A 24998-nucleotide genomic window follows, 5' to 3' on the forward strand; every position below is an offset into this window, starting at 1 on the left:
CTCCACGCCACGCATGCGTTTGCGTGGCAGCAAGAATATGTGGCCGAAGAATCAACGGGCGACGCCCGGGATCGTTATACCTGGGATAGCGAGCACGCGCCAAGCTATAACGACATTCTTGCCGAACGCATTCATTCCTCTATGGTTCCGCAAAGCCTGGAAGGGCTTAACTATTCCGTCGGAAATGACGGCATCAGCCCCGACAACTCGCGGCTCGGCATCGGCTGGACCTTTCCGCTGCCGGGGAATATTACCACCGGCCCAACCGCGGAATATAGCTGGGACGGCAGCTCTACGGGAATCTATAACGAATACGGCGATAGCGTGGTGGCGTCGCGCTTTAACGACCAGCTCTGGCATGCCAGCGTTTCTACCGTGGGCTGGCGGCTGGATTCTTCGCTGGGATACATTCGGCCGTGGGCGCAGGTGAGCTATAACCACCAGTACGGCGATAATCTCTGGAAAGCCCAGAGCGGCTCGCGCACCTATGCCGCGAGCGTGCAGGATACCAGCTGGATGGACGTGACGGTGGGCGCCGATATGCCCATCGGCAAAAATGTGGCGGCTTTCGCTTCTATGTCGCAGGCCGAAGGCGTCTCTACCGGCGAAGCTTATATGTATAACCTTGGCGTAAGCGCGCGCTTTTAATCATCCCTGCCGGGCGCAACGGCAAGGCGCGCCGCGGCGTAACAAAATGCTCATTGTGTTAACCTCGTCACAGTATGTTTTAACATTTTATATACAGGCGTGGCGCTGATTGTATTGATAGTGGTTACTCACAAACTTCTCAAAAAATTCCGGGCCAGGCCGTTCATTCCCGCCCGGATGCATTTCATTCCGTCTTCGGCGCACTTCATGCCTTTTTCTCCTGGAATAAAATGCGCTTCGCTATCTTAAGCGGCAGATAACTTCCCTCAGCTTTGCAGGACATCTGCCATGAATACTGCCCAGTACAACCGCACGCGTTGGTTAACCCTTATCGGGACGATTATTACCCAGTTCGCCCTGGGTTCCGTTTATACCTGGAGCCTGTTTAACAGCGCGCTTTCCGAAAAGCTCAACGAGCCGCTCAGCCAGGTGGCGTTCTCCTTTGGCTTATTAAGCCTCGGCCTTGCCATCTCCTCCTCCGTTGCCGGCAAGCTGCAGGAGCGCTTCGGCGTTCGTAAAGTCACCATGGCGGCGGGCGTGCTGCTGGGCGTGGGCTTCTTCCTGACCGCCCATTCAAACAACCTGATGATGCTGTGGCTGAGCGCCGGCGTCCTGGTTGGCCTGGCCGACGGCGCGGGCTACCTGTTAACGCTTTCAAACTGCGTAAAATGGTTCCCGGAGCGCAAAGGGCTGATCTCCGCTTTTGCGATTGGCTCCTATGGCCTGGGCAGCCTCGGCTTTAAATATATCGATACGCATCTGCTGGCGTCCTACGGCCTGGAAAACACCTTTATGATCTGGGGCGCGCTGGCGATGGTGATGATTCTTTTCGGCGCTTCCCTGATGAAAGACGCGCCGGTACACGAAGCGCAAACCGTTAACGGCGTGACCGAGAAAGACTACACGCTGGCGGAATCGATGCGCAAACCGCAGTACTGGATGCTGGCGGTGATGTTCCTGACCGCCTGCATGAGCGGCCTGTACGTGATCGGCGTGGCGAAAGATATTGCCCAGGGCATGGTGCACCTGACCGCGGAATCCGCGGCGAACGCGGTCACGGTAATAGCGATTGCTAACCTGAGCGGCCGTCTGGTGCTGGGCATTCTGTCTGACAAAATTGCCCGCATCCGGGTGATTACGCTCGGCCAGGTGATTTCCCTGGTCGGCATGGCTGCCCTGCTGTTCGCGCCGCTTAACGAAGCGACATTCTTTGCGGCGATCGCCTGCGTGGCCTTTAACTTCGGCGGCACCATCACCGTTTATCCGTCTTTGGTAAGCGAGTTCTTCGGCCTGAACAACCTGACTAAAAACTACGGGGTGATTTATCTGGGCTTCGGCATCGGCAGCATCTGCGGTTCGATTATCGCCTCGCTGTTCGGCGGCTTCTACGTCACTTTCTGCGTCATCTTCGCCCTGCTGATTTTATCGCTGGCCCTGTCGACGACGATTCGCCAGCCGGCGCGTGAAGCGCTGCAGGGTGAACATGCTCACGCCTGATAGCGTGCCATCAGCTGCGTAAACCATGCCGCCGGAACGTTATACGGCGGCATCATTAATTGCGCGATTCCCCGTTCGATGATGCCTTCCGCCTGCTGTTTTAACCTTGTATCTCCCCGTTCCAGCCCCGCCAGCTGCAGCTTCTTTTCGATTAAATAGACGCGGGCGAAATGCGGGTCGTAGCGCAAAATCTCGCGGGTATTATCAATGATATCCGCAAGCTTAATGGTCTGCGCGTCCGGGCTGGCCTGGGCGGTATGCAGAAAATGCGCGCGTTTGCGATGGGCGCGATTGATGCCGGGCAGCTGCTCTGGATTGGTCAGCATCGCTACCAGCCCCGCCACCTCCGGGCCGAAGCGCTGTTCGATATCAATAATGGTGGTGTCGGTGTCCTCTACGGTATCGTGCAGCCAGGCGGCGGCCAGCACTTCTTCCGCGTCACAGACGCTGCGTACCAGCTCCACGACGGCGGCCGGATGCACGATATAGGGTTCTGAAGTGTATTTGCGGCGCTGTTCGCAGGCGGCGTGCGCCCTGGTGGCATAACGACGGGCGCGCTCTTCTAAAGACTGCATGGGGGAAGCCTCCGTTGACGCTTTGTGCAGATCCAGTATTTCCCATAACTTTATTCTGCTGTCTATTTTTTGTTGCGCGGCCCGGCCGCTGAACCAGCAAAACTGCTGTTTATTTAATCGTGCTACTTTTGCCCGGATTCTTTAAATAAACGCAAAAATAATGTTTTTGATCGATACTTTTTTTTGCCTCTGTGCTCTACTAGCCCGCGCCATTCCTGTGAAACATGGCCTGAGAATCATCCCGATTCCCTTGCAACGCTTTCTTTCTCAGAACTCCCTCAAGCTTTAAAGGTCTGAGTAACGTTTTATACGTTTTCTTTTTGCGCCAGGACACCCTGAATGAATTACATTAAATCGATGACCCAGCAGAAGTTATGTTTTCTGTTAGCGGTATACATCGGCCTGTTTTTGAATATCTCGGTTTTTTATCACCGCTTTGATGGATTAGCGCATGACTTTAACGCATGGAAAGCGTTTGCCGCCGTGGCGGAGGTATGCGCTACGGTGCTGGTCACTTTCTTCCTGCTGCGTGTGCTTTCGCTGTTCGGGCGTCTGGTCTGGCGAATCCTCACCACCTTTATCGTGCTGTGCTCCGTCGGCGCCAGCTACTACATGACTTTCCTTAACGTCGTCATCGGCTACGGCATTATCGCTTCGGTGATGACCACCGATATCGACCTGTCGAAAGAGATCGTTGGCTACCACTTTATTTTATGGATGGTGCTGGTCAGCGCGATTCCGCTGGTGCTTATCTGGAGCAATACCTGCCGCTACACGCTGCTCAAACAGCTAAAAACCCGCGGCCACCGCGTGAAAAGCGTGGCGATTGTGCTGCTGGCCGGCCTGATGGTCTGGGCGCCGCTGCGTTATCTTGATAAGCAGCAAAACCGTCTCGAAAAACGCTCGACGGTAGATATGCCAAGCTACGGCGGCGTGGTAGCGAACTCCTACCTGCCGTCAAACTGGATTTCCGCGCTCGGCCTGTTCGCCTGGGCCCAGGTGGATGAATCCAGCGATAACGGTTCGCTGATGAACCCGGTGAAGAAATTTACCTACGTGGCGCCAAAAGACATTGATGATACCTACGTGGTGTTCGTCATTGGCGAAACCACGCGTTGGGATCACATGGGGATTCTGGGCTATGACCGCGATACCACGCCGAAGCTGGCCCAGGAGAAAAACCTGGTCGCCTTCCGCGGCGAGTCTTGCGATACCGCCACCAAGCTCTCGCTGCGCTGCATGTTCGTGCGTGAAGGCGGCGCGGAGGATAATCCACAGCGTACCCTGAAAGAGCAGAACGTCTTTGCGGTGCTTAAGCAGCTGGGCTTCTCTTCCAGCCTGTACGCCATGCAAAGTGAGGTCTGGTTCTACAGCAACACCATGGCGGATAACTTCTCCTACCGCGAGCAGATCGCCGCCGAGCCGCGCAACAGCGGCAAGCAGGTGGACGACATGCTGCTGGTTGAAGAGATGAAGCGTTCTATCGACGAGCATCCAAAGGGCAAGCACCTGGTGATTCTGCATACCAAAGGCTCGCACTTCTCTTACGTGCAGCGCTATCCGCGCAGCTTTGCGAAGTGGACGCCGGAGTGCGTAAGCATTGATAAAGAGTGCAGCAAAGAGCAGCTGATTAACGCCTTTGATAACTCGGTGCTGTATACCGATACGGTTCTCTCCGACGTCATCGATAAGCTGCGCGATAAGCGCGCGATTATTTTCTATGCTTCGGATCACGGCGAATCAATCAGCGAGCATAAGCACCTGCACGGCACGCCGCGCGGCATGGCGCCTCCAGAGCAGTTCCGCGTTCCGCTGCTGGTCTGGGCTTCTGATAAGTACCTTGCAAACCCCGATCGCGCCCGTTCCTTTGAACATATGAAAGAGCAGGCGGCGATGAAAGTGCCGCATCGCCACGTTGAGCTGTATGACACCATTATGGGCTGCCTCGGCTACACCTCGCCAAACGGCGGGATTAACGAGAACAACAACTGGTGCCACGTGCCGCAGCAGGCGGCACAATAACATTGGTTCAACAATCGCTGGCTTTTAAAGCAAACGATTTGGATTTTTAAGTTAAGGGATTGACGGCTAAAACGGTGCGCAGTAAGATGCGCTCCGCATTCGGCGAGTAGCGCAGCTTGGTAGCGCAACTGGTTTGGGACCAGTGGGTCGGAGGTTCGAATCCTCTCTCGCCGACCATATTCAAGAAAACCTGCTTCGGCAGGTTTTTTTACGTCCGTAGCTTACAGAGGATGAGAACCTCCGAAGGAGGTTTGAGCCGAGCGCAGCGAGACAACGTTGCTTCAGCAACGGCCCGCAGGGGAATCATCCTCTCTCGCCGACCATATTCAAGAAAACCTGCTTCGGCAGGTTTTTTTACGTCTGTAGTTTACAGAGGATGAGAACCTCCGAAGGAGGTTTGAGCCGAGCGTAGCGAGACAACGTTGCTTCAGCAACGGCCCGCAGGGGAATCATCCTCTCTCGCCGACCACATTCAAGAAAACCTGCTTCGGCAGGTTTTTTTACGTCTGTAGCTTACAGAGGATGAGAACCTCCGAAGGAGGTTTGAGCCGAGCGTAGCGAGACAACGTTGCTTCAGCAACGGCCCGCAGGGGAATCATCCTCTCTCGCCGACCATATTCAAGAAAACCTGCTTCGGCAGGTTTTTTTACGTCTGTAGCTTACAGAGGATGAGAACCTCCGAAGGAGGTTTGAGCCGAGCGCAGCGAGACAACGTTGCTTCAGCAACGGCCCGCAGGGCGTGTCACGCAGTGACAAGTGATCCTCATTTTCTTTGCAGCCGATGAAGAAAGAGAGATCACCTAACTTCAGATTCATTTTTTAACTTAACAATGTCACCATTTTTATCCTGCCGATATTTCCCCTCATACACGGTGAAAATAGTTCCTCTGTTTTTGCTATTGCTGACGGTAAATACAATGTCTTTTTCAATACAGTTTACTTTTGTTTTCATATCATTAAAACAGAGTCGGTCATATTTCTCTTCTTCTTTATACCCGTCTCCGAACAACCAAAAGCTTATAGAAAAATAGCCATCGTCAGCAGGATTAGGGACATTATATTTTTCTTTCAACATATTTTTATTTTCAAGCCACCAGTTTATTTTGCCTTTATCGGTAAAAGGGTAGCTTTTGACTAAAACATCACTAAAGTTATTTTCCTGGTGTATTGCGACAATTTCCACCGGACGCAGCGATAGCCAAAGCCAGTAGCCAGCCAGCACGCAGCCCGCCAGGAATAGCAGGGTTAAGGTTTTCTTATTTTTAAATGCCATGACGATCTCCGGTAATTTCAGTAGTGGCTTCTATATTGGTCATAAAGGGTTTAAAACCGAATTGATTATAACGTTGGAGCACAAACCAGAGGCGGAATAAACGGAACTGATGAAATTTCGTATTTAAAATATCTTTACCGTCGAGGCCAAAGTGATCTTGGACTTTATAGTGAACCATTGCACAATAGCGATTGTTCTCTATCTGTAGGGATTTTATGGTGATATGCGTCGCCCAGGTATCATGGACGGTGATTCCCATGCCATTAAAGTTATCCTGAGGGCGATCAAATTTTGGCAGCTTACCACGGGATATGGCAGTCCTTAGCTCCTCTTTATGTTTTACCGAATAGCACTTATTTTCCCAGTCGATTTTGTCTTTTAAAGTCTCTCCCAACCGTAACCGAGTACTGTTTTCGGTCCGATCGTTCAGAATGTGCTCTTTCAATGCCTGGTCCAGCAGCATATGCCGGAAAGGGGTGCCGTTGCCTTTTTGCATATGGTTGATCATATGCGTTATTAGAGACTTATAAGGGCTGTAGACTGCAAAGGTGCGGGACAGATAGCGAAACTCGTCGAAGAGAATAGTCGCACACTGCTGGCGGGTAATTTTCTCCCCTTCACTGTGTATGCCGTCATGCACCGTATGGCGCTGGGTAAATGGGGGGATTTTCTTCAGTGTGTAAGGATTTGCCTTAGCGGAGACATCCACCAGTTTAAACTGTGATTTTAATTGAGCCTCGGATAAATCACCGCAGTGCATATCGCTGGCAGCGTAGTCGTCCATCCATTTTTGCGTTTTGAATATCATGCAGGGAAACTGAAGTGCTGGCATGGCGAACTATTCCTTGTGTCCTTGTCCATTAAATAACCTACCCCGGAATAATACTAAGCTGCTGAAAGGGTTGTAAACGCGCCAGTCTGATTTAGGATTTTTCGCCATTTTGGCGCTGCGGACAGGGTAGATATTCGGCCAAACCACACGGGATGATTTGCCCTATAATTTCATCATTATTCAAAATCCCACTCCATCGTCCAACGCTCGTCTTTATGCGTTTTTGTGAAATATTCCATCGTATTTTGTTATGAAAAATCGTGGTTTTTTGCGCCATTGCTTATGTTTGCTGCCAGCATTTTTCGCTGCAAGAGACCGGGATCACAAAATTAATCGGTCATATAATCATCATCCGACAAGAAATTTTTTAAAATGCGCGCAACCGATTACTCCTATTGTATGCAAAATAAGCAGTGTAATATTCTGGTAACAAGCCTGTAGCATAAATTTCCCTGCTGGAAATGCCCCCGCTGGCTTTTTTTTAACTTTGTTCGCCGTTTCTCACCCCGGTTGTAAATCCCCGATACCTGTATTGACGTTTAAACGATCTGTTGACAGATTGTAGGGCGTGAGGGGCAATTTATGGACAGTCCGCACTACCACACAGCTAGCCTGACGAAAGGAACCCCTGGCCTCACCGCCGCCTGCGGGCACCCCGAACAGACCGCACTCAAATAACAAAGGTCTAACGGATAAAAACAACACATCTCACATTGGAGCAGAAGAATGAGTATTTCCTTGAAGAAGTCAGGGATGCTGAAATTTGGTCTGAGCCTGGTAGCTTTGACCGTTGCAGCCAGCGTTCAGGCTAAAACCCTGGTTTATTGTTCAGAAGGATCGCCTGAAGGTTTTAACCCACAGCTGTTCACTTCTGGTACAACCTACGATGCCAGCTCGGTGCCAATCTATAACCGTCTGGTCGAATTCAAAACCGGCACCACGGAAATCATTCCGGGCCTTGCTGAAAAATGGGACGTCAGCGAAGACGGTAAAACCTATACCTTCCACCTGCGTCAGGGCGTGAAGTGGCAGGATAATAAAGATTTCAAACCAACGCGTGACTTCAACGCCGACGACGTGGTGTTCTCCTTCGACCGTCAGAAAAACGCCCAGAACCCGTACCATAAAGTGTCTGGCGGCAGCTACGAATACTTCGAAGGCATGGGCCTGCCGGATCTGATCACCGAGATTAAAAAAGTAGACGACCAGACCGTTCAGTTCGTGCTGGCCCGTCCGGAAGCGCCATTCCTTGCGGATCTGGCTATGGACTTCGCTTCCATCCTGTCCAAGGAATATGCGGATAACATGCTGAAAGCCGGCACGCCGGAAAAAACCGACCTTAACCCAATCGGGACCGGTCCGTTCCAGCTGCTGCAATACCAGAAAGATTCCCGCATCCTTTACAAAGCGTTCCCGGGCTTCTGGGGCACCAAGCCGCAAATCGATCGCCTGGTGTTCTCCATCACTCCTGACGCCTCCGTGCGCTACGCCAAACTGCAGAAAAACGAGTGCCAGGTTATGCCGTACCCGAACCCGGCCGATATCGCTCGTATGAAGCAGGACAAGAGCATCAACCTGATGGAGCAGGCCGGCCTCAACGTAGGTTACCTGTCCTTTAACACCGAGAAGAAACCGTTTGACGACGTGAAGGTACGTCAGGCGTTGACCTACGCGGTGAACAAAGAAGCGATCATCAAAGCTGTTTATCAGGGCGCCGGCACCGCCGCTAAAAACCTGATTCCACCAACCATGTGGAGCTACAACGATGACGTGAAGGACTACACCTACGATCCTGAGAAAGCGAAAGCGCTGCTGAAAGAAGCAGGCCAGGATAAAGGCTTCACCGTTGACCTGTGGGCTATGCCGGTTCAGCGTCCGTACAACCCGAACGCTCGCCGCATGGCCGAAATGATTCAGGCTGACTGGGCGAAGGTCGGCGTAACCGCCAAAATCGTCACCTACGAGTGGGGCGAGTATCTGAAGCGCGCCAAAGCCGGTGAGCACCAGGCCGTGATGATGGGCTGGACCGGGGACAATGGGGATCCGGACAACTTCTTCGCCACGCTGTTTAGCTGCGATGCGGCGAAAGACGGCTCTAACTACTCCCGCTGGTGCTACAAGCCGTTTGAAGACCTGATCCAACCTGCGCGTGCGGCGGAAGATCACAACAAACGTATCGAGCTGTACAAGCAGGCTCAGGTAGTGATGCATGACCAGGCTCCGGCGCTGATCATCGCTCACTCCACCGTATACGAGCCTGTGCGTAAAGAAGTGAAGGGCTATGTGGTTGATCCATTAGGCAAACACCACTTCGAAAGCGTGTCAGTCGAATAATAAAAGCAAAGCGCTTTATTCCCTCTCCCTTCCCGGGAGAGGGGAAAGATTTGTGAGCAATACAGACTGAACGCCGCAAGGCTTTCAGTCATTACAGAGAATCCGGGATATGTTGCAGTTCATCCTCCGACGTCTGGGGCTAGTTATCCCCACGTTTATCGGTATTACCCTACTTACCTTCGCCTTTGTGCATATGATCCCCGGTGACCCGGTGATGATTATGGCCGGCGAGCGTGGTATCTCTCCTGAACGTCATGCCCAGCTGCTGGCCGAACTCGGCCTCGATAAGCCGATGTGGCAGCAGTACCTCCACTATATCTGGGGCGTTATGCACGGCGATTTAGGCATTTCGTTAAAAAGCCGCCTCCCGGTGTGGGATGAGTTCGTGCCGCGCTTTAAAGCGACGATGGAACTCGGCGTGTGCGCGATGATTTTCGCCGTGGGCCGTAGGGATCCCGGTTGGCGTGCTGGCAGCCGTTAAACGCGGTTCCATCTTCGATCATACCGCGGTTGGCCTGGCGCTGACCGGTTACTCCATGCCTATCTTCTGGTGGGGCATGATGCTTATTATGCTGGTTTCGGTGTACTGGAACCTGACCCCGGTTTCCGGGCGCGTCAGCGACACGGTGTTCCTTGACGACAGCATGCCGCTCACCGGCTTTATGCTGATTGACACCGCTATCTGGGGCGAGCAGGGCGACTTTATCGACGCGCTGGCGCATATGGTGCTGCCTGCGGTCGTGCTCGGCACCATCCCGCTGGCGGTTATCGTACGTATGACCCGCTCGGCGATGCTCGAGGTACTGGGCGAAGACTATATCCGTACCGCCCGCGCGAAAGGCCTGACCCGCATGCGCGTTATCGTGGTGCACGCTTTGCGTAACGCCATGCTGCCGGTGGTTACGGTTATCGGCCTGCAGGTCGGTACGCTGCTTGCCGGCGCCATCCTGACGGAAACCATCTTCTCCTGGCCGGGCCTTGGCCGCTGGCTGATCGACGCGCTTCAGCGCCGTGATTATCCGGTGGTGCAGGGCGGCGTGCTGCTGGTGGCGACGATGATTATCCTCGTTAACCTGATCGTCGACTTGCTGTACGGCGTGGTGAACCCGCGTATACGCCATAAGAAATAAGGGGCCATCATGACGCAATTAACACAAAACAAAGTAGTGGCGGCGCCGAAGCCAATGACGCCATTCCAGGAGTTCTGGCACTACTTTAAACGTAATAAAGGGGCGGTCGTCGGCCTGGTGTACGTCACCGCGATGATCCTGATTGCTATTTTCGCCAACGTGCTGGCGCCTCACGGCCCGGCGGAACAGTTCCGCGATGCGCTGCTCAACCCGCCCGTGTGGCAGGATGGCGGCAGCTGGCAGTTTATTCTCGGTACCGATGACGTAGGCCGCGACATCATGGCTCGCCTGATGTACGGCGCGCGCCTGTCGCTGCTGGTGGGCTGTCTGGTGGTGGTGCTGTCGTTGATTATGGGCGTGGTGCTCGGGCTGATTGCCGGCTACTTCGGCGGCCTGATCGACAACATCATCATGCGTATCGTCGACATCATGCTGGCGCTGCCAAGCCTGCTGCTGGCCCTGGTGCTGGTGGCTATCTTCGGCCCGTCGATCGTTAACGCCTCGCTTGCCCTGACCTTCGTTGCGCTGCCGCACTATGTGCGACTCACGCGTGGCGCGGTGCTGGTGGAAGTGAACCGCGACTACGTCACCGCTTCCCGCGTGGCGGGCGCAAGCCCTATGCGCCAGATGTTCATCAACATTTTACCGAACTGCCTTGCACCGCTTATCGTGCAGGCCCTCGCTTGGCTTCTCTAACGCCATTCTCGATATGGCCGCCCTTGGTTTCCTCGGCATGGGTGCGCAGCCGCCAACACCGGAATGGGGCACTATGCTCTCGGACGTGTTGCAGTTCGCGCAAAGCGCCTGGTGGGTCGTCACCTTCCCCGGTGTCGCTATCCTGCTGACGGTGCTGGCATTTAACCTGATGGGTGACGGGCTGCGTGACGCGCTCGATCCTAAACTCAAGCAGTAAAGGGCTACGTAATGGCGTTATTGAATGTAGATAAATTATCGGTGCACTTCGGCGACGAAGGCACCCCTTTCCGTGCCGTAGACCGCGTGAGTTACACAGTAAATCAGGGCGAAGTTGTCGGTATCGTCGGCGAGTCCGGCTCGGGCAAATCCGTCAGCTCGCTGGCGATTATGGGGCTGATTGATTTTCCAGGCCGCGTAATGGCGGAGAAACTGGAGTTTAACGGCCAGGACCTGCAGAAAATTTCTGAGAAAGAACGCCGCAACCTGGTCGGCGCGGAAGTGGCGATGATCTTCCAGGACCCGATGACCAGCCTTAACCCGTGCTACACCGTCGGTTTCCAGATTATGGAAGCGATAAAAGTGCACCAGGGCGGCAACAAGTCAACCCGTCGTCAGCGCGCCATCGACCTGCTGAACCTGGTGGGCATACCGGACCCGGCTTCGCGTCTGGACGTTTATCCGCACCAGCTTTCCGGCGGCATGAGCCAGCGCGTGATGATCGCCATGGCTATCGCCTGCCGTCCTAAGCTGCTGATCGCCGATGAACCGACCACCGCGCTGGATGTGACTATCCAGGCGCAGATTATCGAGCTGTTACTCGAGCTGCAGCAAAAAGAGAACATGGCGCTGATCCTTATCACCCATGACCTTGCGCTGGTGGCCGAAGCGGCGCATAAAATCATCGTGATGTACGCAGGCCAGGTGGTGGAAACCGGCGAAGCGAAGGATATCTTCCGCGCGCCACGTCACCCGTACACCCAGGCGCTGCTGCGCGCGCTGCCGGAGTTTGCGCAGGACAAGGCGCGCCTGGCGTCGCTGCCGGGCGTGGTGCCGGGTAAGTACGACCGTCCGAACGGCTGCCTGCTCAACCCGCGCTGTCCGTATGCTACGGATAAGTGCCGCGTTGATGAGCCGGACCTGAATCTGGTGGATCACGGTCGCCAGTCCAAATGTCACTACCCACTCGATGATGCCGGGAGGCCAACCTATGATTACCGATAAGGCCACCGCCCAACAGCCGCTGTTGCAGGCCATCGATCTGAAAAAACACTACCCGGTGAAGAAGGGTATTTTCGGCCAGGAGCGCCTGGTGAAAGCGCTGGACGGGGTTTCTTTTAACCTCGAACGCGGCAAAACGCTGGCGGTGGTAGGCGAGTCCGGCTGCGGGAAATCCACCCTCGGCCGCCTGCTGACGATGATCGAAATCCCGACCGGCGGCGAGCTGTACTATCAGGGCCAGGATTTGCTGAAGCCTGATGAAACGGCGGAAAAGCTGCGTCGTCAGAAAATCCAGATCGTCTTCCAGAACCCGTACGGCTCCCTGAACCCGCGTAAAAAAGTGGGGCAAATTCTTGAAGAGCCGCTGCAGATCAACAGCAGCCTGAGCAAAGCCGAACGCCGTGAAAAAGCGCTGGCGATGATGGCGAAAGTCGGCCTGAAAACCGAACATTACGACCGTTATCCGCATATGTTCTCCGGCGGCCAGCGCCAGCGTATCGCCATCGCGCGTGGTCTGATGCTGGACCCGGACGTGGTCATCGCGGACGAACCCGTTTCCGCGCTGGACGTGTCCGTGCGCGCGCAGGTGCTGAACCTGATGATGGATTTGCAGCAGGATATGGGGCTGTCTTACGTGTTTATCTCTCACGACCTGTCGGTGGTGGAGCACATTGCCGATGAAGTGATGGTGATGTACCTGGGCCGCTGCGTGGAGAAGGGCACGAAAGACCAGATCTTCTCCAACCCGCGCCATCCGTACACCCAGGCGCTGCTTTCCGCCACGCCGCGCCTGAACCCGGACGACCGTCGCGAGCGCATCAAGCTCACCGGCGAGCTGCCAAGCCCGCTGAACCCGCCTCCGGGCTGCGCGTTCAACGCCCGCTGCCGCCGCCGTTTCGGGCCCTGCACGCAGCTCCAGCCGCAGCTAAAAGATTACGGCGGTCAGCTGGTGGCGTGTTTCGCCGTTGACCAGGATGAGAACGGGGAAGTTCGTTAATTTTTATGAATAGACCCTTTTAATAGGAAGGGTCTATTTTTTCTTAACGCCATACTCACTATCTATTCAGGTAATCTCTTTTTTTGAGGTCAGGAATTTCATTGCATATAGCTAATACAGTACATTTCACTATTACTTTGCCATCTTCCCGGTAAGATCTTCCTACTCGGCAAATACTTCCTACTGCCGATCTTCCTGATAGCCATTCTGAACGAGCTGAACTTGAAGTGGCGTGCCATCGATCAAATGTATAAGTGATAACAACATTATTAGCAGAGCGAGTTGCTTTAATATCTTGGCTGCAACCGGTATTATTATCGTTCAGTTTCTGAAAGGTATGAGCACCTTGGATATAAATTATATCATCGGGAATAAGAATTGAGCCAATGTCACTGCGGTCTAAACGATCTGAAATATTTTCTATTGATAATTTTTTTAAAACATGAAGGAATAGCTCCTTGGCATAATCATATCTTAATATATTATTGCGGCCAGCATAGGAATAATATTTTTCATTTTCTTCTGGTATAAGATTACCTGATGGAGTTATCAATCCATTTTTTCTAACGGATGAATAATTATGAAGTTTTTTTAAGTCTATATTTTGACTTTCTGCAATCTCTATAATTCTAGGTAAATTAAAAAAATACCAATACTCTCCAACAGATTGAACGGCCTTTCGCACTGCGACTGAATCATCGTTTTTAACTTGAGCTTCCCAGATTCTCTTGGCTGATGACAACTTTTCAGCAGTTAATGAAATAGTTAATTCAGAAGTACTATGTGCAAATGCGTGATGTGTTGGGCATAATACCGCAAGGTTATAAATATCATGACTTCTGCTTAAGGACCAAGGTTTAATATGGTGAACGATAATCGGCTGTGTTATATCATGGCAAATGCAGCATGTCCATTTATTAGTATTTAATAAGGTTGTTAATGTCTTATCCGGTATGGGGGGACGTGCTGCTAATATTTTATAAGCGGCATTTTCTGGTATGTTTAAGGAAATGAGCTCGTTCAGTGATTTATATTTTAATCCATTCAACGTATAACCAGATTCTTTGAGGTTTTTAGCAACATTGGATGGTATGCCACGTTTGATAAATGCTTTTTCAGTAGAATTAAGAAGTCTGTTCATAGCTAATAATTCTTTTCTCTATATAAATTAACTAAACTTACCCCTTAGGCTCAATTCCTTTTGCCTTCAAAGCCTCGCGCGCCAGGTTCTTAAACCAGTTCGCCAGGCTTATCCCTTGTTCCGCGGCTTCGACGTCCAACTGCTCTCTTAACGCGGGATCGATACGCATTTTAAATTGTGGGGCCTGTCCCCCAATTGTTGATTTTTTATCCCGCTTAACGATTGACAAGAGGCCACCTACGGATTAGTTTGGTTACTGTAGGTGGCCACCTTAGCATGCTAAAACCACCAAAAACAACGCCCCGAAGTGCTAGGAACACTGCCGGGGCGTCTGACCACAACCGTTAATCGAGGTAACAGCTATGGCTAACGCTGATAGTACCACATTCGCTCGTCCTGAAATCGGGCCTGCCGTCACCACTCTATTAAAAACTCCGCTTGCTGACGATTCAGAAACCCTCCGGCAATACTGTGTTGCATTAACCCTGCTGCTTTTGCAGCGCCAGCAACCGGCGGAGCAGGAAGAGCATATTACTGGAATGCTGTTCGAGTTGATGAACGTCCTGGTCGAAGATTTAAAAACGCCTCGCTTCGTGCGCACCTCTACCGGGCTGGCGATGATTAGTGGTGGTGAGAATCCCGAAATTCACTGAGTTTCCTTGGATGGGTGGTACATATACACCCATCCTTGTATTATGCTTGTGTTATCTATTAACACAGGAGGCGCTATGCCAAGAACAACGAGTATTACTATTGGCGATCGGCTTGATGCTTTTGTGAATCGTATGATTGACGATGGCCGTTACGGATCGACCAGCGAAGTGGTGCGCTCGGCGCTACGTCTGCTTGAACAAAAAGAATCTCAGTTGGAGGCGTTAAGACAGGCAGTACTGGCTGGTGAAGAAAGCGGTGAAGGTTCAATGACATTACGGGAGATAGCTGCGAAGAAAAAGCGGGAGCGTAATGTATAAGCTTTCGAAACTTGCTGAAGAAGACTTTGCCGGCATATATGACTACACGCTGATGGCTTTTGGCGAGGCTCAGGCAGATGATTATACGGAAGCAATGGAAAGCATTCTTGAGTCGATTGTTTCCTCTCCATTGCCTGGCCGGGAGTGTCCTGAAATAGCGGAGGGAATTCACCGTCTGGATTATCGAATGCACGCTATTTTCTATCGTCTCCGTCCTGAAGACATTTTCATTATCAGGATCCTTCACCACAAGATGGAACCGCTGCTGCATTTCTCTGATTTATAGTGCTGCTTACGCATGATTAGTCTCTGTTGGGGGCGTAAGCCTGCACTATCAGCCACAACGCTTATAGTTCAGTGGGGCAGTCAATTTCCTTTTGATGCGCCACGACAAGAATCGCGACAATATCAATGCGGTACAACATACTATATCCGTTATTTCAGAAGCTTATCGGCTACTTTCTGACGATTCAGAAAGCCTGCGGCAATACTGCGTGGCATTAACTCTGCCGCTTTTGCAGCGTCAGCAACCGGCGGAACAGGAACAACCAACATTACGATCCGCTTGATGCATTTATAAAACGCAACAAGCCGGCGGCCGCTATGGTTCGTCTAACGAAGTGGTGCACTCAGCGCTTCGACTGCTTGAGCAAAAAGAATCGCTGCTGGAAGCGACAGAGGCTTTTCAGCATCGTGAGTTATTGCGTGTAGGGATTACGGTCTATTTGTACCAGGACCATTTGGGAGGAAGTTATTTTTGCTACACTCACGATATCCTTAGAGCCCGCAGCTCGCCAGCATTCCGCTTCAACATCGCAAGTCGCCTGTTATTTATACCCCGAACTGGACAGATAGTTACGAATTTTGCTGGTATCGTCGGTACCATAAAAAGTGACAGAAAATATCAGCGCCTGTGGGCCAGAGATATTCGCATAATCAAAGACGTAGTCAGATGAAATACGCGGCATTTTCTTTAACAGGTCCGGCGTATAAAATTCATATTCCCGTTTATCCAGCTCGGTATAGCGTGCGTTTTCTGCAAAATCCATTTTTATCCAGGGCCAGGTATAAGTAATTGCGGCACCGATAATGACAACAACGGCACAGAATATTTTAACCGGCATTTTCATACGATCGGATCTCCTTTTCCTCTTTACATAAAATTGTCGTCGCGCAAGAAGATAGCAACATTACCCTGGAAAACCAGTCAGAGCTGGTAGTGTCTTTTGAGAGCGCAGAGATCTGTAGGGCGGGTAAGCGCGAGCGACACCCGCCGTAAATGTTGGATGGCGCTATCGCTTATCCAACCTACAAAATGCTGCTTTCCTCAAGGCCGATGGCATAAATATACCCACGATTGCGTCAGTAAAAATTATGGACGACCGATACTTCTACGTTTTTATTACTCTTTAATTTAGCTACGGTCACGACTTCCGGCGGATAAGCGTTATCGTTAATGCTCCAGCATTCGGCTTCAATAAAGCAGTTCTCCCGCAGCTTATAGCCAGCCGATGTCAGATAGGCGCTAACCCTGCTGATATCATCGGTATCGTAAAACCGTATTGTAAATACATGCGATGCCGGCCCTGTTATGTTGGCGTAAGCGAAGTCATAGCGGGCCGTAATGCGGGGCATATTTTTTAACAGGTCCGGCGTATAAAATTCATATTCCCGTTTATCCTGCTCGGTATAGTGTGCGCTGCCGGCAAATTCCATTTTGATCCAGGGCCAGGCATAAGCAAGCGCGGCGCCGATAATGACAGCGGCAGTACAAAATACTTTTACTGATGTATTCATATCATCGGGCTTCCCTTCCCATGCTGTATAAAATCGACATATCTTCAGTTAAAAATGTCATTACCCTAAGTATCTGTTAAAGCTTTCCAGAGCTTAGAAGTTGTAGATAACCGCCACAAGTACGGATACGGGATCTTCCAGAATGCTTACGGTCACCACTTCCTGCGGATCTTTACCGCGCCAGCATGCTGCTTCGATATGACATTTATCCTGCCGCCTGTAACCGGTCGAAGTCAGATACGTATCAATCCTACTGGTGTCAGCGGTATCATAAAAATGTACCGCATATATATGTGAAGCCGGGCCGGAGATTTTTACATAATCGAAATCGTAACGGCTTGTAATCCGCGGGATTTTTTTCAAAATATCAGGCGTATAAAAATCATATTCCCTTTTATCCTGCTCGGTATAGTGCGAGTTTTCCGCGAGCATCATCTTTATCGTGGGCCAGAAGTAAGTGAGCGCCGCGGTAATAAAGATCGTGAGTGCACAAAGCAATTTGAGCATGTTTCTCATAAGGATAAAGTCCCATTTTGGGCTTTATCCATGAATGAGCCATCCCGGGAAGCAACGATAACATTACCAGACCTGAAATCATCATAAGGTCTGATTGTTTGCATAAAGCCCGGCAGCACACCTTTTCGCGGTCTGGCATGGGGGAACTTCTCAGGATCGGGGAACAGGAGCGGTAAAAACGTTTCATTCTTAAAAGAGCCTATCGGGCCATAATAATCCCAGCGTTTGAGCGCTTCCGCTTTGCTGACCGGACGTAGCAGGGGGAAGGGGTTTTGAATGGACATCACGCGGTAAAAGCCCAGCAAATCCGACACTAAATCCTCTCCGCTAAATCCGCTGTCGGTGACGAGGTTATTAGGAAACGAGCTCTGAAAAGATTCAAACTTGCGGGCCAGCGTCATCATCATCGCCAGCGCTATGCTTTGGCGTTCGAAATAAGAACGGCCCCGTTTAATGCGCCAGGTAATAAATTTACCCATTTTAATTGTGTTAGTTGGATCCGTCATAGACTGTGAGTAGGTCACATTGTAATAGTCCTGATTCGAGGATTCTCCAGCGTTGATTTTATCCATTAATATAGTGATATCCGTGCCTTGCGCATGACCAAGATCGATCCACCCCAGCACCTCCGTATAGATCAGCCCGAATGGGTTTCTGACGGCTTTGTTGCCATCAATGATATGGCTTCGTTTACTCATCCTTAAATCTCCTTTCCTTTACGCAATTGTTTCCAATTAACGTTCAAAAAACTCCAAAAGGAAAGGAAATTAAGTAGGGCTAAATTCTGAAAGTGTATTTACCGCGAGGGCTCGCCTTGTAGCCGCCCCTGGCTTTACCCCAGATAAGTCAAAGCGATACGTAATGGCACGATGCACACTTAAGCCAAACGCCGTCATGCCACTAAAGGAGGAAACCGCCAGGATGACATTTTGCTCCGGCCAGGCCGCATCCGGGCGTTTTGGTTAAAAACTCACGGGCCCTCTCCTTAATCAAAAATGCCGTCATTAATTAAAATTCAAATAAATAACTGTCTTCTTATTTAACCATTGACTTTTTGTGGGTAACGGTTTTCTGAGGGGTAAAAGTTAATTTCGAAAGCGAAATAATATTAATGCATTATGCTTTTTTTAACATACATAGAAGAATTAAATTCTGATTGTTTAAGGTAAATTAGCTTAAAGCGTCGTTGGTGACGCTTTTTTGCTACTACTTTATGATTAAGCCTGTTGGGTAAGGAAAAAAAGATAGAGAAACGCTTGTCTTACCCGATATCCTGTTAGCAGCATCCGCCATCGCCGCCACGAAGATGATAATAACCTCGGTAATTATCATGTTTCGCAAGCGATATTTGTTCTATGGCACGGTGCGAATATAACATTTAACGACTAAAGTCATATTTCCAGAAATAACTGGTCACCCTAAAGTCGTACGTGGATAAACGTTTATTTGTAAATCATGAGAATCGCGATGAAAAACTATGATGATTTGCAGCGTTTCAAGGATAAGACACGCACGGGCGCCATTGACTTTAAGGATATGTCGGCGCAAACCCAGCAGCTTAACACCGGCAGCTGGGCCATTATTAAACAGCTCTCCGGCAGCAGCGACGACTCGGTTCTGGCGCAGGCCGGAAGCGTGGCGGTGCCTGTTCCGCAGGCGGTAAAGCCGGGCGCATTCGACGCGGCTTTCGCTAAACCCGCCCCGCACCAGGCGACTGAATCCGCGGCCGCGCCGCGCTCGATAATGGGCAGCCTGAACGCGGCAACGCCTGTTGAAAAAGCCGGACAGCCGCCGCTTGAGGAAGAAAAACCAGCCGCCGCGCCGCGGTTTGAACAACCGGCTCCAGCGGCGCCTGCGCCGGAACCGCTCAAGCAGTTTGCCGCGCCGCAGCCTGCCGGGCCCGTGCGTTTTGAGCAGCTTTTTGCCGCTAAAACCCTCTCCGCAACCACTAATCCTGCCAAAGACCTCCCGTTACAACCGCTCCTGGAGATGATCGCTTCATGCCGTTAGTTTGTGTTTGTTCGCCAAAAGGTGGGGTAGGAAAAACCACGATCACCGCCAACCTGGCCTATGCCCTGGCGCGTTCCGGCAGCAAGGTGCTGGCCATTGATTTCGATGTGCAAAATGCCCTGCGTCTGCACTTCGGCGTGCCGCTGTCGGACGGACGTGGCTACGTTGCCCGAGCCAGCGAGTCCGCGGACTGGAGCCAGTCCGTGCTGACCGCCGGCAGCAACATGTTTGTGCTGCCGTATGGCGACGTCACCGAAGAGCAGCGGCTTGAGTTTGAACATCTTCTTACCACCGACAGCCACTTTTTGACGCGCGGCTTAAGCACCCTGCTTAACTATCCGGGCCTGGTGATCCTCGCCGACTTCCCGCCGGGGCCCAATCCGGCGCTGAAAGCGATGTCGCAGCTGGCCGATTTGCATCTGGTGACCATGCTTGCGGATACCGCCTCGCTGTCGCTGCTGCCGCAAATTGAAAGCCACCGCCTGACGGGCGGCGCGCCAATGAATAATAAAGCCGGGTATTACTTCCTGATAAACCAAAGCGATAACCGTCGCCATATCAGCCGCGACGTCACCGCTTTTATGCAGCAACGGCTTGGCGACCGCCTGCTTGGCATCATTAACCGGGATGAAAGCGTGGCCGAGGCCAATGCCTCACAGCAGTCGATATTTGATTTCAGCGCCGCCTCGGCCGCGGCTTTTGATATTGAGCTGGTGAGCAAACGCGTGGCGGGCATTCTCGGGATAAAAATCGGCGACGGTGCGGTAAACGACGTGCTGAGAAATTCTAGTTTCTAACCTTAGCTTCAGGAAGTCCTATGAAAAAGGCCCTGTTTTATTTGCTGTTATTGGTGCTTTCCCCAATAGCGGTGCTGATCGTCACTACGCCTATGGACAGCCAAAAGCAGTATATCTTTGGCTTAATCAGCATCGGCGTTTTGTTTTTACTGGGTTTTAGTAAAAAACACAGTATTTCCGTCATCATGATGATCGTGGCCGTTTTAATGTCCACGCGCTATATCTACTTTCGCGCGACGCAGACGCTGCACTTTAATTCCGAAATAGAAGCCATTCTTGGTATCGGTTTATTTTTAGCAGAGCTCTACATCTGGATAACCATTATGTTGAGCTACCTGCAAAACCTCTTTCCGCTTAAGCGCACTATCGTGCCGTTACCGGACGACACCTCCCTGTGGCCGACGGTCGACGTTTATATTCCAAGCTATAACGAAAGCCTGGAAGTGGTGCGCGACACCGTACTGGCGGCGCAGTGCCTCGATTATCCGGCCGATAAGCTCAAAATCTACCTGCTCGACGATGGCAAACGCAGCGAGTTTGCGGTCTTCGCCGCAAACGTCGGCGTGGGCTACATCACTCGTACGGATAACTTTCATGCCAAAGCGGGCAACCTTAATCACGCCATGAAGCTGACCAAAGGCGAGCTTATCTGCGTATTCGACTGCGACCACGTGGCGACGCGCATATTCCTGCAGGCGACCGTCGGCGCGTTTCTCATCGATCCCAAGCTTGCGCTGATGCAAACGCCGCACTACTTCTATTCGCCGGATCCCTTTGAGCGCAACCTCTCACAGGGGCGCAATATTCCTAACGAAGGGCAGCTCTTCTACGGGCAAATCCAGCGCGGCAACGATAACTGGAACGCGACCTTCTTCTGCGGCTCCTGTGCGGTAATCCGCCGCAGCGCGCTGGAAGAAATTGGCGGCTTCGCCGTCGAAACGGTGACCGAAGACGCCCACACCGCGCTGAAAATGCAGCGCCTGGGCTGGAAGTCCGCCTATCTGGATATCCCGCTGGCGGCGGGCCTTGCAACCGAGCGGCTGGTGCTGCACGTGATTCAACGCACCCGCTGGGCGCGCGGCATGACGCAGATCTTCCGCCTCGATAATCCGCTGTTCGGCCGCGGCCTGAAGTGGCAGCAGCGCCTGTGTTATCTCAACGCCATGCTCTCGTTCCAGTTCGCTTTGCCGCGCGTGGCGTTCCTCACCGCGCCGCTGGCCTATCTGCTGTTTAACCTGAATATTATTCACTCGTCGGCCAGCCTGATATTCGCCTATATGCTGCCGCACCTGTTTTTGTGTATTTACCTGAACTCGCGGCTCAACGGGCGGTTCCGCTACAGCTTCTGGGGCGAAATCTATGACCTGGTGCTGGCGTTCCATCTGATTCTGCCGACCATGATCACCATGATTTTCCCCAAGCGCGGCAAGTTCAACGTCACCGACAAAGGCGCCCTGCTTGACGTGGGCTATTTCGATTTCAGCATCGTGCGTCCGCACCTGATTATCGCCGTACTGCTCGCCATCGGCGTTATTGCCGGGATTGTACGCGCCTGCGCCAATGACTATTTCGGCGTCGATCCCAGGGTTATCGCGTTGAACGTTGGCTGGGGGCTGTACAGCCTGATCTTCCTGCTGGCGGCGATTGCCGTAGCGCGCGAAACCCGCCAGACGCGTAAAACCATTCGTATCGATGTGAACGTACCCGCCATCATTCACTACGTCAGCGGCATTTCGTCGCGCAGCCATACTCTCGATCTGTCGATGGGCGGCTGCCGTATCGCGGTGGTCGACGATCGCCATCTTAATGATGAAATTGAAGAGGTTGAGCTCCAGCTGCAGTCGGGCACTATCAGCATTCCGGTCAGCCTTATCGCCCATGACGATAAGTCCATTCGCCTGATGTTTAAAGAAATTCCGCTTGCCCGCCGCCGCGAACTGGTGCGCGTGGTGCTGGCGCGCGCCGACGCGTGGATCAATCCGCCAAAACCGCAGGATAACCCGTTCCGCTCGCTGCTGATCATCATTCGCAGCGTGTTTGACCTGTTCTGGCTGACCTGGAAATCGCGCCGTGAAAACCGTCGCCGCCGCCAGGAAGAAATTCGCCGTCAGGATAACGTCAACGAGGACAGCGCGGTATGAAACGGATGACCCGTAAAGCCTGCCAGATGTGGCTTGCGTTTAGCGTACTGGCGGCGCCGGTGATGGCGGCGGAGCCGACAACCGTAGAATCTGTTTTGCCGGTGGATTTACCGCCGGTTACCGAGCCCGTACCGGCACCGGCTACCGAGCCCGCACCGGCTCCGGCTACCGAGCCTGCGCCCGTTACCGAACCCGCGCCGGCTATGGACAGCGCGCCTGCGGTGCTGACGCCTTCGATCTTTACGCCGGGCAACACCAGCAGCATTACCGTCGCGCAGATGGGACAGCCCCTTGGCGTGGTGCTCAGCGGTGGGCAGCTGCAGGGCGGCATTGACTTCACCCTCTCCGCAGACCAGGTGGTGACCAACGCCCAGCTGATGCTGAACCTGAAGGTTTCGCCGGCGATGGCGGCGCGTAACACCACGCTGCAGCTGATGCTCAACGGTCAGCCGCTCGGCACCGTGCCGCTTGGCTCGGCGGACAGCAACGTCTCAACCTATCAGCTGGAAATCCCGGCGGCGATGGTGGTGTCGCGTAACAACATGAGCTTTAAGATTAACGACGGCGATGCGCTGCTGTGCCAGCGCGATCTGTCGGATAAATATCAGGTCACGATCATGCCGACCACCCGGCTGGATCTGGAAGCCCAGCAGCTGAATATCGGTGCCGATCTTAGCCACTTCCCGCGCCCGTTCTTTGACGAAATGCAGATGACGCCTGCCACCATGGCGTTCGCCTTCCCGGCGAAAACCCTGCCGGAGCAGGTGGGCGCAGCGGCGCTGGTTGCTTCCTGGCTGGGCATACAGGCTGATTACCGCGGCATTTCTTTCGAAGCGCTGCGCGATAAGCTGCCGGAAAAAAACGGCATCCTGTTTGGTAAACCGGGCGAGACCATCGGCGGCCTGACGCTGCCGCAAACCCAGGGACCGATGCTGCAAATCGTCGATAACCCCGGCAACCCGGTTTACAAGCTGCTGCTGGTGGTGGGCAACAACGACCAGCAGCTGCGCAGCGCAGCCTGGCGCCTGACCCGCGGGCAGTTTAAAACCCTGACTTCCAGCATGCAGGTGGATGCGCAGGCTATTCCGGTCAGCAAACCCTACGACGCGCCGCGCTGGATCTCCACCGCGCGGCCGATCCGCCTGAGCGAGCTGATGCGTAAGGATCAAAGCCTCACCGCCACCGGCATCTGGCACGATTCACTGCGCCTTGCGTTCCGCGCCGCGCCCGATCTGTTTATGTGGGACGGCGACACTATTCCGCTGAAGATCGGCTACCGCTTCCCGTCGGAATCCTGGATCAACGAAGATCGCTCTTACCTGGCGATGACCTTCAACGGCACCTTCCTGCATAACCTGCCGGTAAATAAACAGGGCGCGCTGGAAACGCTGTGGCACAAGGTGGGCGGCGATGCCCGCCAGGAAAACTACCATATGCCGCTGGAGCCCTATCTGATTTACGGCGATAACCAGCTCGAGCTCTATTTCAAAATCGTCACCAAAGAAAACGCGCCGTGCAGCGTGCTGCTTAATAACAATATTAAGAGCCGCATCGACGAGAATTCATGGATTGACTTGAGCAAAACGCAGCACTTTTCGCTGCTGCCGAACCTTTCGTACTTCGTGGGGGCCTCGTTCCCGTTCACGCGCCTGGCGGACTATTCCCAGACCGTCCTGCTGCTGGCGGAGAACCCCACTGAAACCGAGATCGGCACGCTGCTGGATCTGGCGGCCCGTTCCGGCAACGCCACCGGCACCGCGCTGGGCAATAACCGCGTGATGTTCGGCCTGCCGTCGGGCGGGGCGAACCAGCTGCGCCTGGGCGAAAGCGACGTGCTGGCGGTTTCCACACTTGAGCAAAGCGCGTTCAACCGCGCGCTGCTGGCTCAGTCCTCCTTTATCAGCAATGAACACACCTTCGGCGTACGTGAACCCACGACCTGGGAAAAAGTGCAGCGCTGGCTTGAAGGGGACTGGAACGCAGCCGGCGTCGATGCCGACCGCTACTTCTCGTCGAACGAAGCCTGGCGTGGGTTCGTCAGCTTCCGCTCGCAGTGGAACCCTTCGCGGCTGGTGGTGATGGCCATCGGCAGCAACGACGAGCAGCTTTCACGCCTGCATGCCGACCTTAGCTCCGCCCGCATCAACGCCGGCATCCGCGGCGACGCCGCCATCATCACCGATGAAAACGGCGTGCGCAGCTTCCGCGTTGGCCCGCAGTTCCCAAGCGGCCAGATGCCCTGGTACATGATGGTGGTGTGGTACGCCAACCAGCACTCGGCAATGCTGGCGATATGTGGTTTGTTATTTGCGACGATTATCGGTTTAAGCCTCTATGTCTTACTGAAACAGCGCGCGCGTAAACGCCTTAACCCGAAGGACGACAATCGTGAGTAAGGGTGGT

The 24998-nt window shown here is 52.9% G+C and carries 22 protein-coding genes, 1 tRNA gene, 4 other RNA genes and 2 pseudogenes; 20 read left to right on the forward strand and 9 right to left on the reverse strand.

Features of this window, described 5'->3' with window-relative positions; all coding sequences use genetic code 11:
• Positions 1-39 precede the first annotated feature (39 nt).
• Both WLO32_RS00625 and WLO32_RS00630 read left to right on the forward strand, forming a co-directional pair.
• Positions 40-648 carry an autotransporter domain-containing protein gene (locus WLO32_RS00625; protein ID WP_435946830.1) on the forward strand — a complete coding sequence of 203 codons (609 nt, stop codon included), beginning with the start codon at positions 40-42 and terminating at the stop codon, positions 646-648.
• Between the two features lie 288 nt (positions 649-936).
• On the forward strand, positions 937-2145 hold the full coding sequence (locus tag WLO32_RS00630) for an L-lactate MFS transporter (protein ID WP_435946831.1): 1209 nt from the start codon (positions 937-939) through the stop codon (positions 2143-2145).
• Here the strand turns inward: WLO32_RS00630 and WLO32_RS00635 are convergent.
• Complete coding sequence (locus WLO32_RS00635) at positions 2136-2720, reverse strand: HD domain-containing protein (protein ID WP_435946832.1); 585 nt, start codon at positions 2718-2720, stop codon at positions 2136-2138. The two genes, WLO32_RS00630 and WLO32_RS00635, sit on opposite strands and share 10 nt — an antisense overlap.
• Before the next feature lie 339 nt (positions 2721-3059).
• Here WLO32_RS00635 and eptB point away from each other — a divergent pair, with 339 nt between their 5' ends.
• The 6 genes from eptB (at position 3060) to WLO32_RS00665 (ending at position 5519) form a co-directional block, all read left to right on the forward strand.
• Positions 3060-4742 (forward strand): kdo(2)-lipid A phosphoethanolamine 7''-transferase, encoded by a 1683-nt coding sequence (gene eptB, locus WLO32_RS00640; protein WP_435946833.1) that lies wholly within the window; start codon positions 3060-3062, stop codon positions 4740-4742.
• Positions 4743-4842: 100 nt separating this feature from the next.
• Positions 4843-4919, forward strand: a tRNA-Pro gene (locus WLO32_RS00645).
• Positions 4920-4951: 32 nt separating this feature from the next.
• A non-coding RNA gene (locus WLO32_RS00650) (RtT sRNA) lies at positions 4952-5065 on the forward strand.
• A 32-nt stretch (positions 5066-5097) separates the two neighbouring features.
• Positions 5098-5211, forward strand: a non-coding RNA gene (locus WLO32_RS00655) — RtT sRNA.
• A gap of 32 nt (positions 5212-5243) precedes the next feature.
• A non-coding RNA gene (locus WLO32_RS00660) (RtT sRNA) lies at positions 5244-5357 on the forward strand.
• A 32-nt stretch (positions 5358-5389) separates the two neighbouring features.
• Positions 5390-5519, forward strand: a non-coding RNA gene (locus WLO32_RS00665) — RtT sRNA.
• 19 nt (positions 5520-5538) lie between these two features.
• Here the strand turns inward: WLO32_RS00665 and WLO32_RS00670 are convergent.
• Together WLO32_RS00670 and WLO32_RS00675 are read right to left on the reverse strand one after the other, a co-directional pair.
• Complete coding sequence (locus tag WLO32_RS00670) at positions 5539-6015, reverse strand: DUF943 family protein (protein WP_435946834.1); 477 nt, start codon at positions 6013-6015, stop codon at positions 5539-5541.
• Positions 6005-6847 carry a YPO3983 family protein gene (locus WLO32_RS00675; RefSeq protein WP_435946835.1) on the reverse strand — a complete coding sequence of 281 codons (843 nt, stop codon included), beginning with the start codon at positions 6845-6847 and terminating at the stop codon, positions 6005-6007. The genes WLO32_RS00670 and WLO32_RS00675 overlap by 11 nt, the downstream gene beginning before the upstream one ends.
• Positions 6848-7573: 726 nt before the next feature.
• Here WLO32_RS00675 and dppA point away from each other — a divergent pair.
• The 5 genes and pseudogenes from dppA (at position 7574) to dppF (ending at position 13222) form a co-directional block, all read left to right on the forward strand.
• Positions 7574-9181: a dipeptide ABC transporter periplasmic-binding protein DppA gene (dppA, locus tag WLO32_RS00680; protein ID WP_121264958.1), complete on the forward strand. Its 1608-nt coding sequence runs from the start codon at positions 7574-7576 to the stop codon at positions 9179-9181.
• 109 nt (positions 9182-9290) lie between these two features.
• Positions 9291-10311 (forward strand): annotated as a pseudogene (gene dppB / locus WLO32_RS00685) (dipeptide ABC transporter permease DppB).
• A gap of 9 nt (positions 10312-10320) precedes the next feature.
• Positions 10321-11224: pseudogene (gene dppC, locus WLO32_RS00690) on the forward strand (dipeptide ABC transporter permease DppC).
• An 11-nt stretch (positions 11225-11235) separates the two neighbouring features.
• A complete protein-coding gene (dppD, locus tag WLO32_RS00695) occupies positions 11236-12228 on the forward strand; it encodes a dipeptide ABC transporter ATP-binding protein (RefSeq protein WP_435946836.1) in 993 nt (330 codons plus the stop codon).
• Positions 12215-13222 carry a dipeptide ABC transporter ATP-binding subunit DppF gene (gene dppF / locus WLO32_RS00700; RefSeq protein WP_435946837.1) on the forward strand — a complete coding sequence of 336 codons (1008 nt, stop codon included), beginning with the start codon at positions 12215-12217 and terminating at the stop codon, positions 13220-13222. Before dppD ends, dppF begins: the two co-directional genes overlap by 14 nt.
• Before the next feature lie 58 nt (positions 13223-13280).
• Here the strand turns inward: dppF and WLO32_RS00705 are convergent, their stop codons facing one another.
• A complete protein-coding gene (locus WLO32_RS00705) occupies positions 13281-14363 on the reverse strand; it encodes an HNH endonuclease (RefSeq protein ID WP_435946838.1) in 1083 nt (360 codons plus the stop codon).
• Between the two features lie 37 nt (positions 14364-14400).
• A complete protein-coding gene (locus WLO32_RS00710) occupies positions 14401-14592 on the reverse strand; it encodes a toxin-antitoxin system HicB family antitoxin (RefSeq protein WP_435946839.1) in 192 nt (63 codons plus the stop codon).
• 133 nt (positions 14593-14725) lie between these two features.
• Between WLO32_RS00710 and WLO32_RS00715 the strand changes: the two genes are divergently transcribed.
• The 3 genes from WLO32_RS00715 to WLO32_RS00725 all read left to right on the forward strand — a co-directional run bounded on the left by WLO32_RS00715 (position 14726) and on the right by WLO32_RS00725 (position 15620).
• On the forward strand, positions 14726-15016 hold the full coding sequence (locus WLO32_RS00715) for a hypothetical protein (protein ID WP_435946840.1): 291 nt from the start codon (positions 14726-14728) through the stop codon (positions 15014-15016).
• Between the two features lie 75 nt (positions 15017-15091).
• Complete coding sequence (locus tag WLO32_RS00720; RefSeq protein WP_435946841.1) at positions 15092-15334, forward strand: type II toxin-antitoxin system ParD family antitoxin; 243 nt, start codon at positions 15092-15094, stop codon at positions 15332-15334.
• Positions 15327-15620, forward strand: a complete 294-nt coding sequence (locus WLO32_RS00725) for a type II toxin-antitoxin system RelE/ParE family toxin (RefSeq protein ID WP_435946842.1) — start codon at positions 15327-15329, stop codon at positions 15618-15620. The genes WLO32_RS00720 and WLO32_RS00725 overlap by 8 nt, the downstream gene beginning before the upstream one ends.
• Before the next feature lie 541 nt (positions 15621-16161).
• Here the strand turns inward: WLO32_RS00725 and WLO32_RS00730 are convergent.
• The 4 genes from WLO32_RS00730 to WLO32_RS00745 form a co-directional block, all read right to left on the reverse strand.
• Positions 16162-16464, reverse strand: coding sequence for a hypothetical protein (locus WLO32_RS00730; protein WP_435948357.1), 303 nt, complete (start codon positions 16462-16464; stop codon positions 16162-16164).
• A gap of 232 nt (positions 16465-16696) precedes the next feature.
• A complete protein-coding gene (locus WLO32_RS00735) occupies positions 16697-17131 on the reverse strand; it encodes a hypothetical protein (protein ID WP_435946843.1) in 435 nt (144 codons plus the stop codon).
• A gap of 93 nt (positions 17132-17224) precedes the next feature.
• Complete coding sequence (locus WLO32_RS00740) at positions 17225-17647, reverse strand: hypothetical protein (RefSeq protein ID WP_435946844.1); 423 nt, start codon at positions 17645-17647, stop codon at positions 17225-17227.
• On the reverse strand, positions 17644-18345 hold the full coding sequence (locus tag WLO32_RS00745; protein ID WP_435946845.1) for a hypothetical protein: 702 nt from the start codon (positions 18343-18345) through the stop codon (positions 17644-17646). Before WLO32_RS00745 ends, WLO32_RS00740 begins: the two co-directional genes overlap by 4 nt.
• Before the next feature lie 769 nt (positions 18346-19114).
• Here WLO32_RS00745 and bcsO point away from each other — a divergent pair.
• The 4 genes from bcsO to bcsB are packed head-to-tail and all read left to right on the forward strand — an operon-like array spanning position 19115 to position 24991.
• Positions 19115-19657 (forward strand): cellulose biosynthesis protein BcsO, encoded by a 543-nt coding sequence (bcsO, locus tag WLO32_RS00750; protein ID WP_435946846.1) that lies wholly within the window; start codon positions 19115-19117, stop codon positions 19655-19657.
• On the forward strand, positions 19648-20454 hold the full coding sequence (gene bcsQ, locus WLO32_RS00755; protein WP_435946847.1) for a cellulose biosynthesis protein BcsQ: 807 nt from the start codon (positions 19648-19650) through the stop codon (positions 20452-20454). Before bcsO ends, bcsQ begins: the two co-directional genes overlap by 10 nt.
• Before the next feature lie 20 nt (positions 20455-20474).
• Complete coding sequence (bcsA, locus tag WLO32_RS00760) at positions 20475-22595, forward strand: UDP-forming cellulose synthase catalytic subunit (RefSeq protein ID WP_435946848.1); 2121 nt, start codon at positions 20475-20477, stop codon at positions 22593-22595.
• Positions 22592-24991, forward strand: coding sequence for a cellulose biosynthesis cyclic di-GMP-binding regulatory protein BcsB (bcsB, locus tag WLO32_RS00765; RefSeq protein ID WP_435946849.1), 2400 nt, complete (start codon positions 22592-22594; stop codon positions 24989-24991). Before bcsA ends, bcsB begins: the two co-directional genes overlap by 4 nt.
• Positions 24992-24998: the final 7 nt, after the last annotated feature.

Origin of the sequence: Dryocola mayonis (assembly GCF_051307045.1) — a bacterium.
Lineage (GTDB): Bacteria > Pseudomonadota > Gammaproteobacteria > Enterobacterales > Enterobacteriaceae > Dryocola.

What these genes read in the sequence shown, in the direction of transcription:
- WLO32_RS00630 (WP_435946831.1), top strand. Translation starts at nt 937, where the DNA reads ATGAATACTGCCCAGTACAACCGCACGCGTTGGTTAACCCTTATCGGG.
- WLO32_RS00635 (WP_435946832.1), bottom strand. Translation starts at nt 2,720, where the DNA reads ATGCAGTCTTTAGAAGAGCGCGCCCGTCGTTATGCCACCAGGGCGCAC.
- eptB (WP_435946833.1), top strand. Translation starts at nt 3,060, where the DNA reads ATGAATTACATTAAATCGATGACCCAGCAGAAGTTATGTTTTCTGTTA.
- WLO32_RS00670 (WP_435946834.1), bottom strand. Translation starts at nt 6,015, where the DNA reads ATGGCATTTAAAAATAAGAAAACCTTAACCCTGCTATTCCTGGCGGGC.
- WLO32_RS00675 (WP_435946835.1), bottom strand. Translation starts at nt 6,847, where the DNA reads ATGCCAGCACTTCAGTTTCCCTGCATGATATTCAAAACGCAAAAATGG.
- dppA (WP_121264958.1), top strand. Translation starts at nt 7,574, where the DNA reads ATGAGTATTTCCTTGAAGAAGTCAGGGATGCTGAAATTTGGTCTGAGC.
- dppD (WP_435946836.1), top strand. Translation starts at nt 11,236, where the DNA reads ATGGCGTTATTGAATGTAGATAAATTATCGGTGCACTTCGGCGACGAA.
- dppF (WP_435946837.1), top strand. Translation starts at nt 12,215, where the DNA reads ATGATTACCGATAAGGCCACCGCCCAACAGCCGCTGTTGCAGGCCATC.
- WLO32_RS00705 (WP_435946838.1), bottom strand. Translation starts at nt 14,363, where the DNA reads ATGAACAGACTTCTTAATTCTACTGAAAAAGCATTTATCAAACGTGGC.
- WLO32_RS00715 (WP_435946840.1), top strand. Translation starts at nt 14,726, where the DNA reads ATGGCTAACGCTGATAGTACCACATTCGCTCGTCCTGAAATCGGGCCT.
- WLO32_RS00720 (WP_435946841.1), top strand. Translation starts at nt 15,092, where the DNA reads ATGCCAAGAACAACGAGTATTACTATTGGCGATCGGCTTGATGCTTTT.
- WLO32_RS00725 (WP_435946842.1), top strand. Translation starts at nt 15,327, where the DNA reads ATGTATAAGCTTTCGAAACTTGCTGAAGAAGACTTTGCCGGCATATAT.
- WLO32_RS00730 (WP_435948357.1), bottom strand. Translation starts at nt 16,464, where the DNA reads ATGAAAATGCCGGTTAAAATATTCTGTGCCGTTGTTGTCATTATCGGT.
- WLO32_RS00735 (WP_435946843.1), bottom strand. Translation starts at nt 17,131, where the DNA reads ATGAATACATCAGTAAAAGTATTTTGTACTGCCGCTGTCATTATCGGC.
- WLO32_RS00740 (WP_435946844.1), bottom strand. Translation starts at nt 17,647, where the DNA reads ATGAGAAACATGCTCAAATTGCTTTGTGCACTCACGATCTTTATTACC.
- WLO32_RS00745 (WP_435946845.1), bottom strand. Translation starts at nt 18,345, where the DNA reads ATGAGTAAACGAAGCCATATCATTGATGGCAACAAAGCCGTCAGAAAC.
- bcsO (WP_435946846.1), top strand. Translation starts at nt 19,115, where the DNA reads ATGAAAAACTATGATGATTTGCAGCGTTTCAAGGATAAGACACGCACG.
- bcsQ (WP_435946847.1), top strand. Translation starts at nt 19,648, where the DNA reads ATGCCGTTAGTTTGTGTTTGTTCGCCAAAAGGTGGGGTAGGAAAAACC.
- bcsA (WP_435946848.1), top strand. Translation starts at nt 20,475, where the DNA reads ATGAAAAAGGCCCTGTTTTATTTGCTGTTATTGGTGCTTTCCCCAATA.
- bcsB (WP_435946849.1), top strand. Translation starts at nt 22,592, where the DNA reads ATGAAACGGATGACCCGTAAAGCCTGCCAGATGTGGCTTGCGTTTAGC.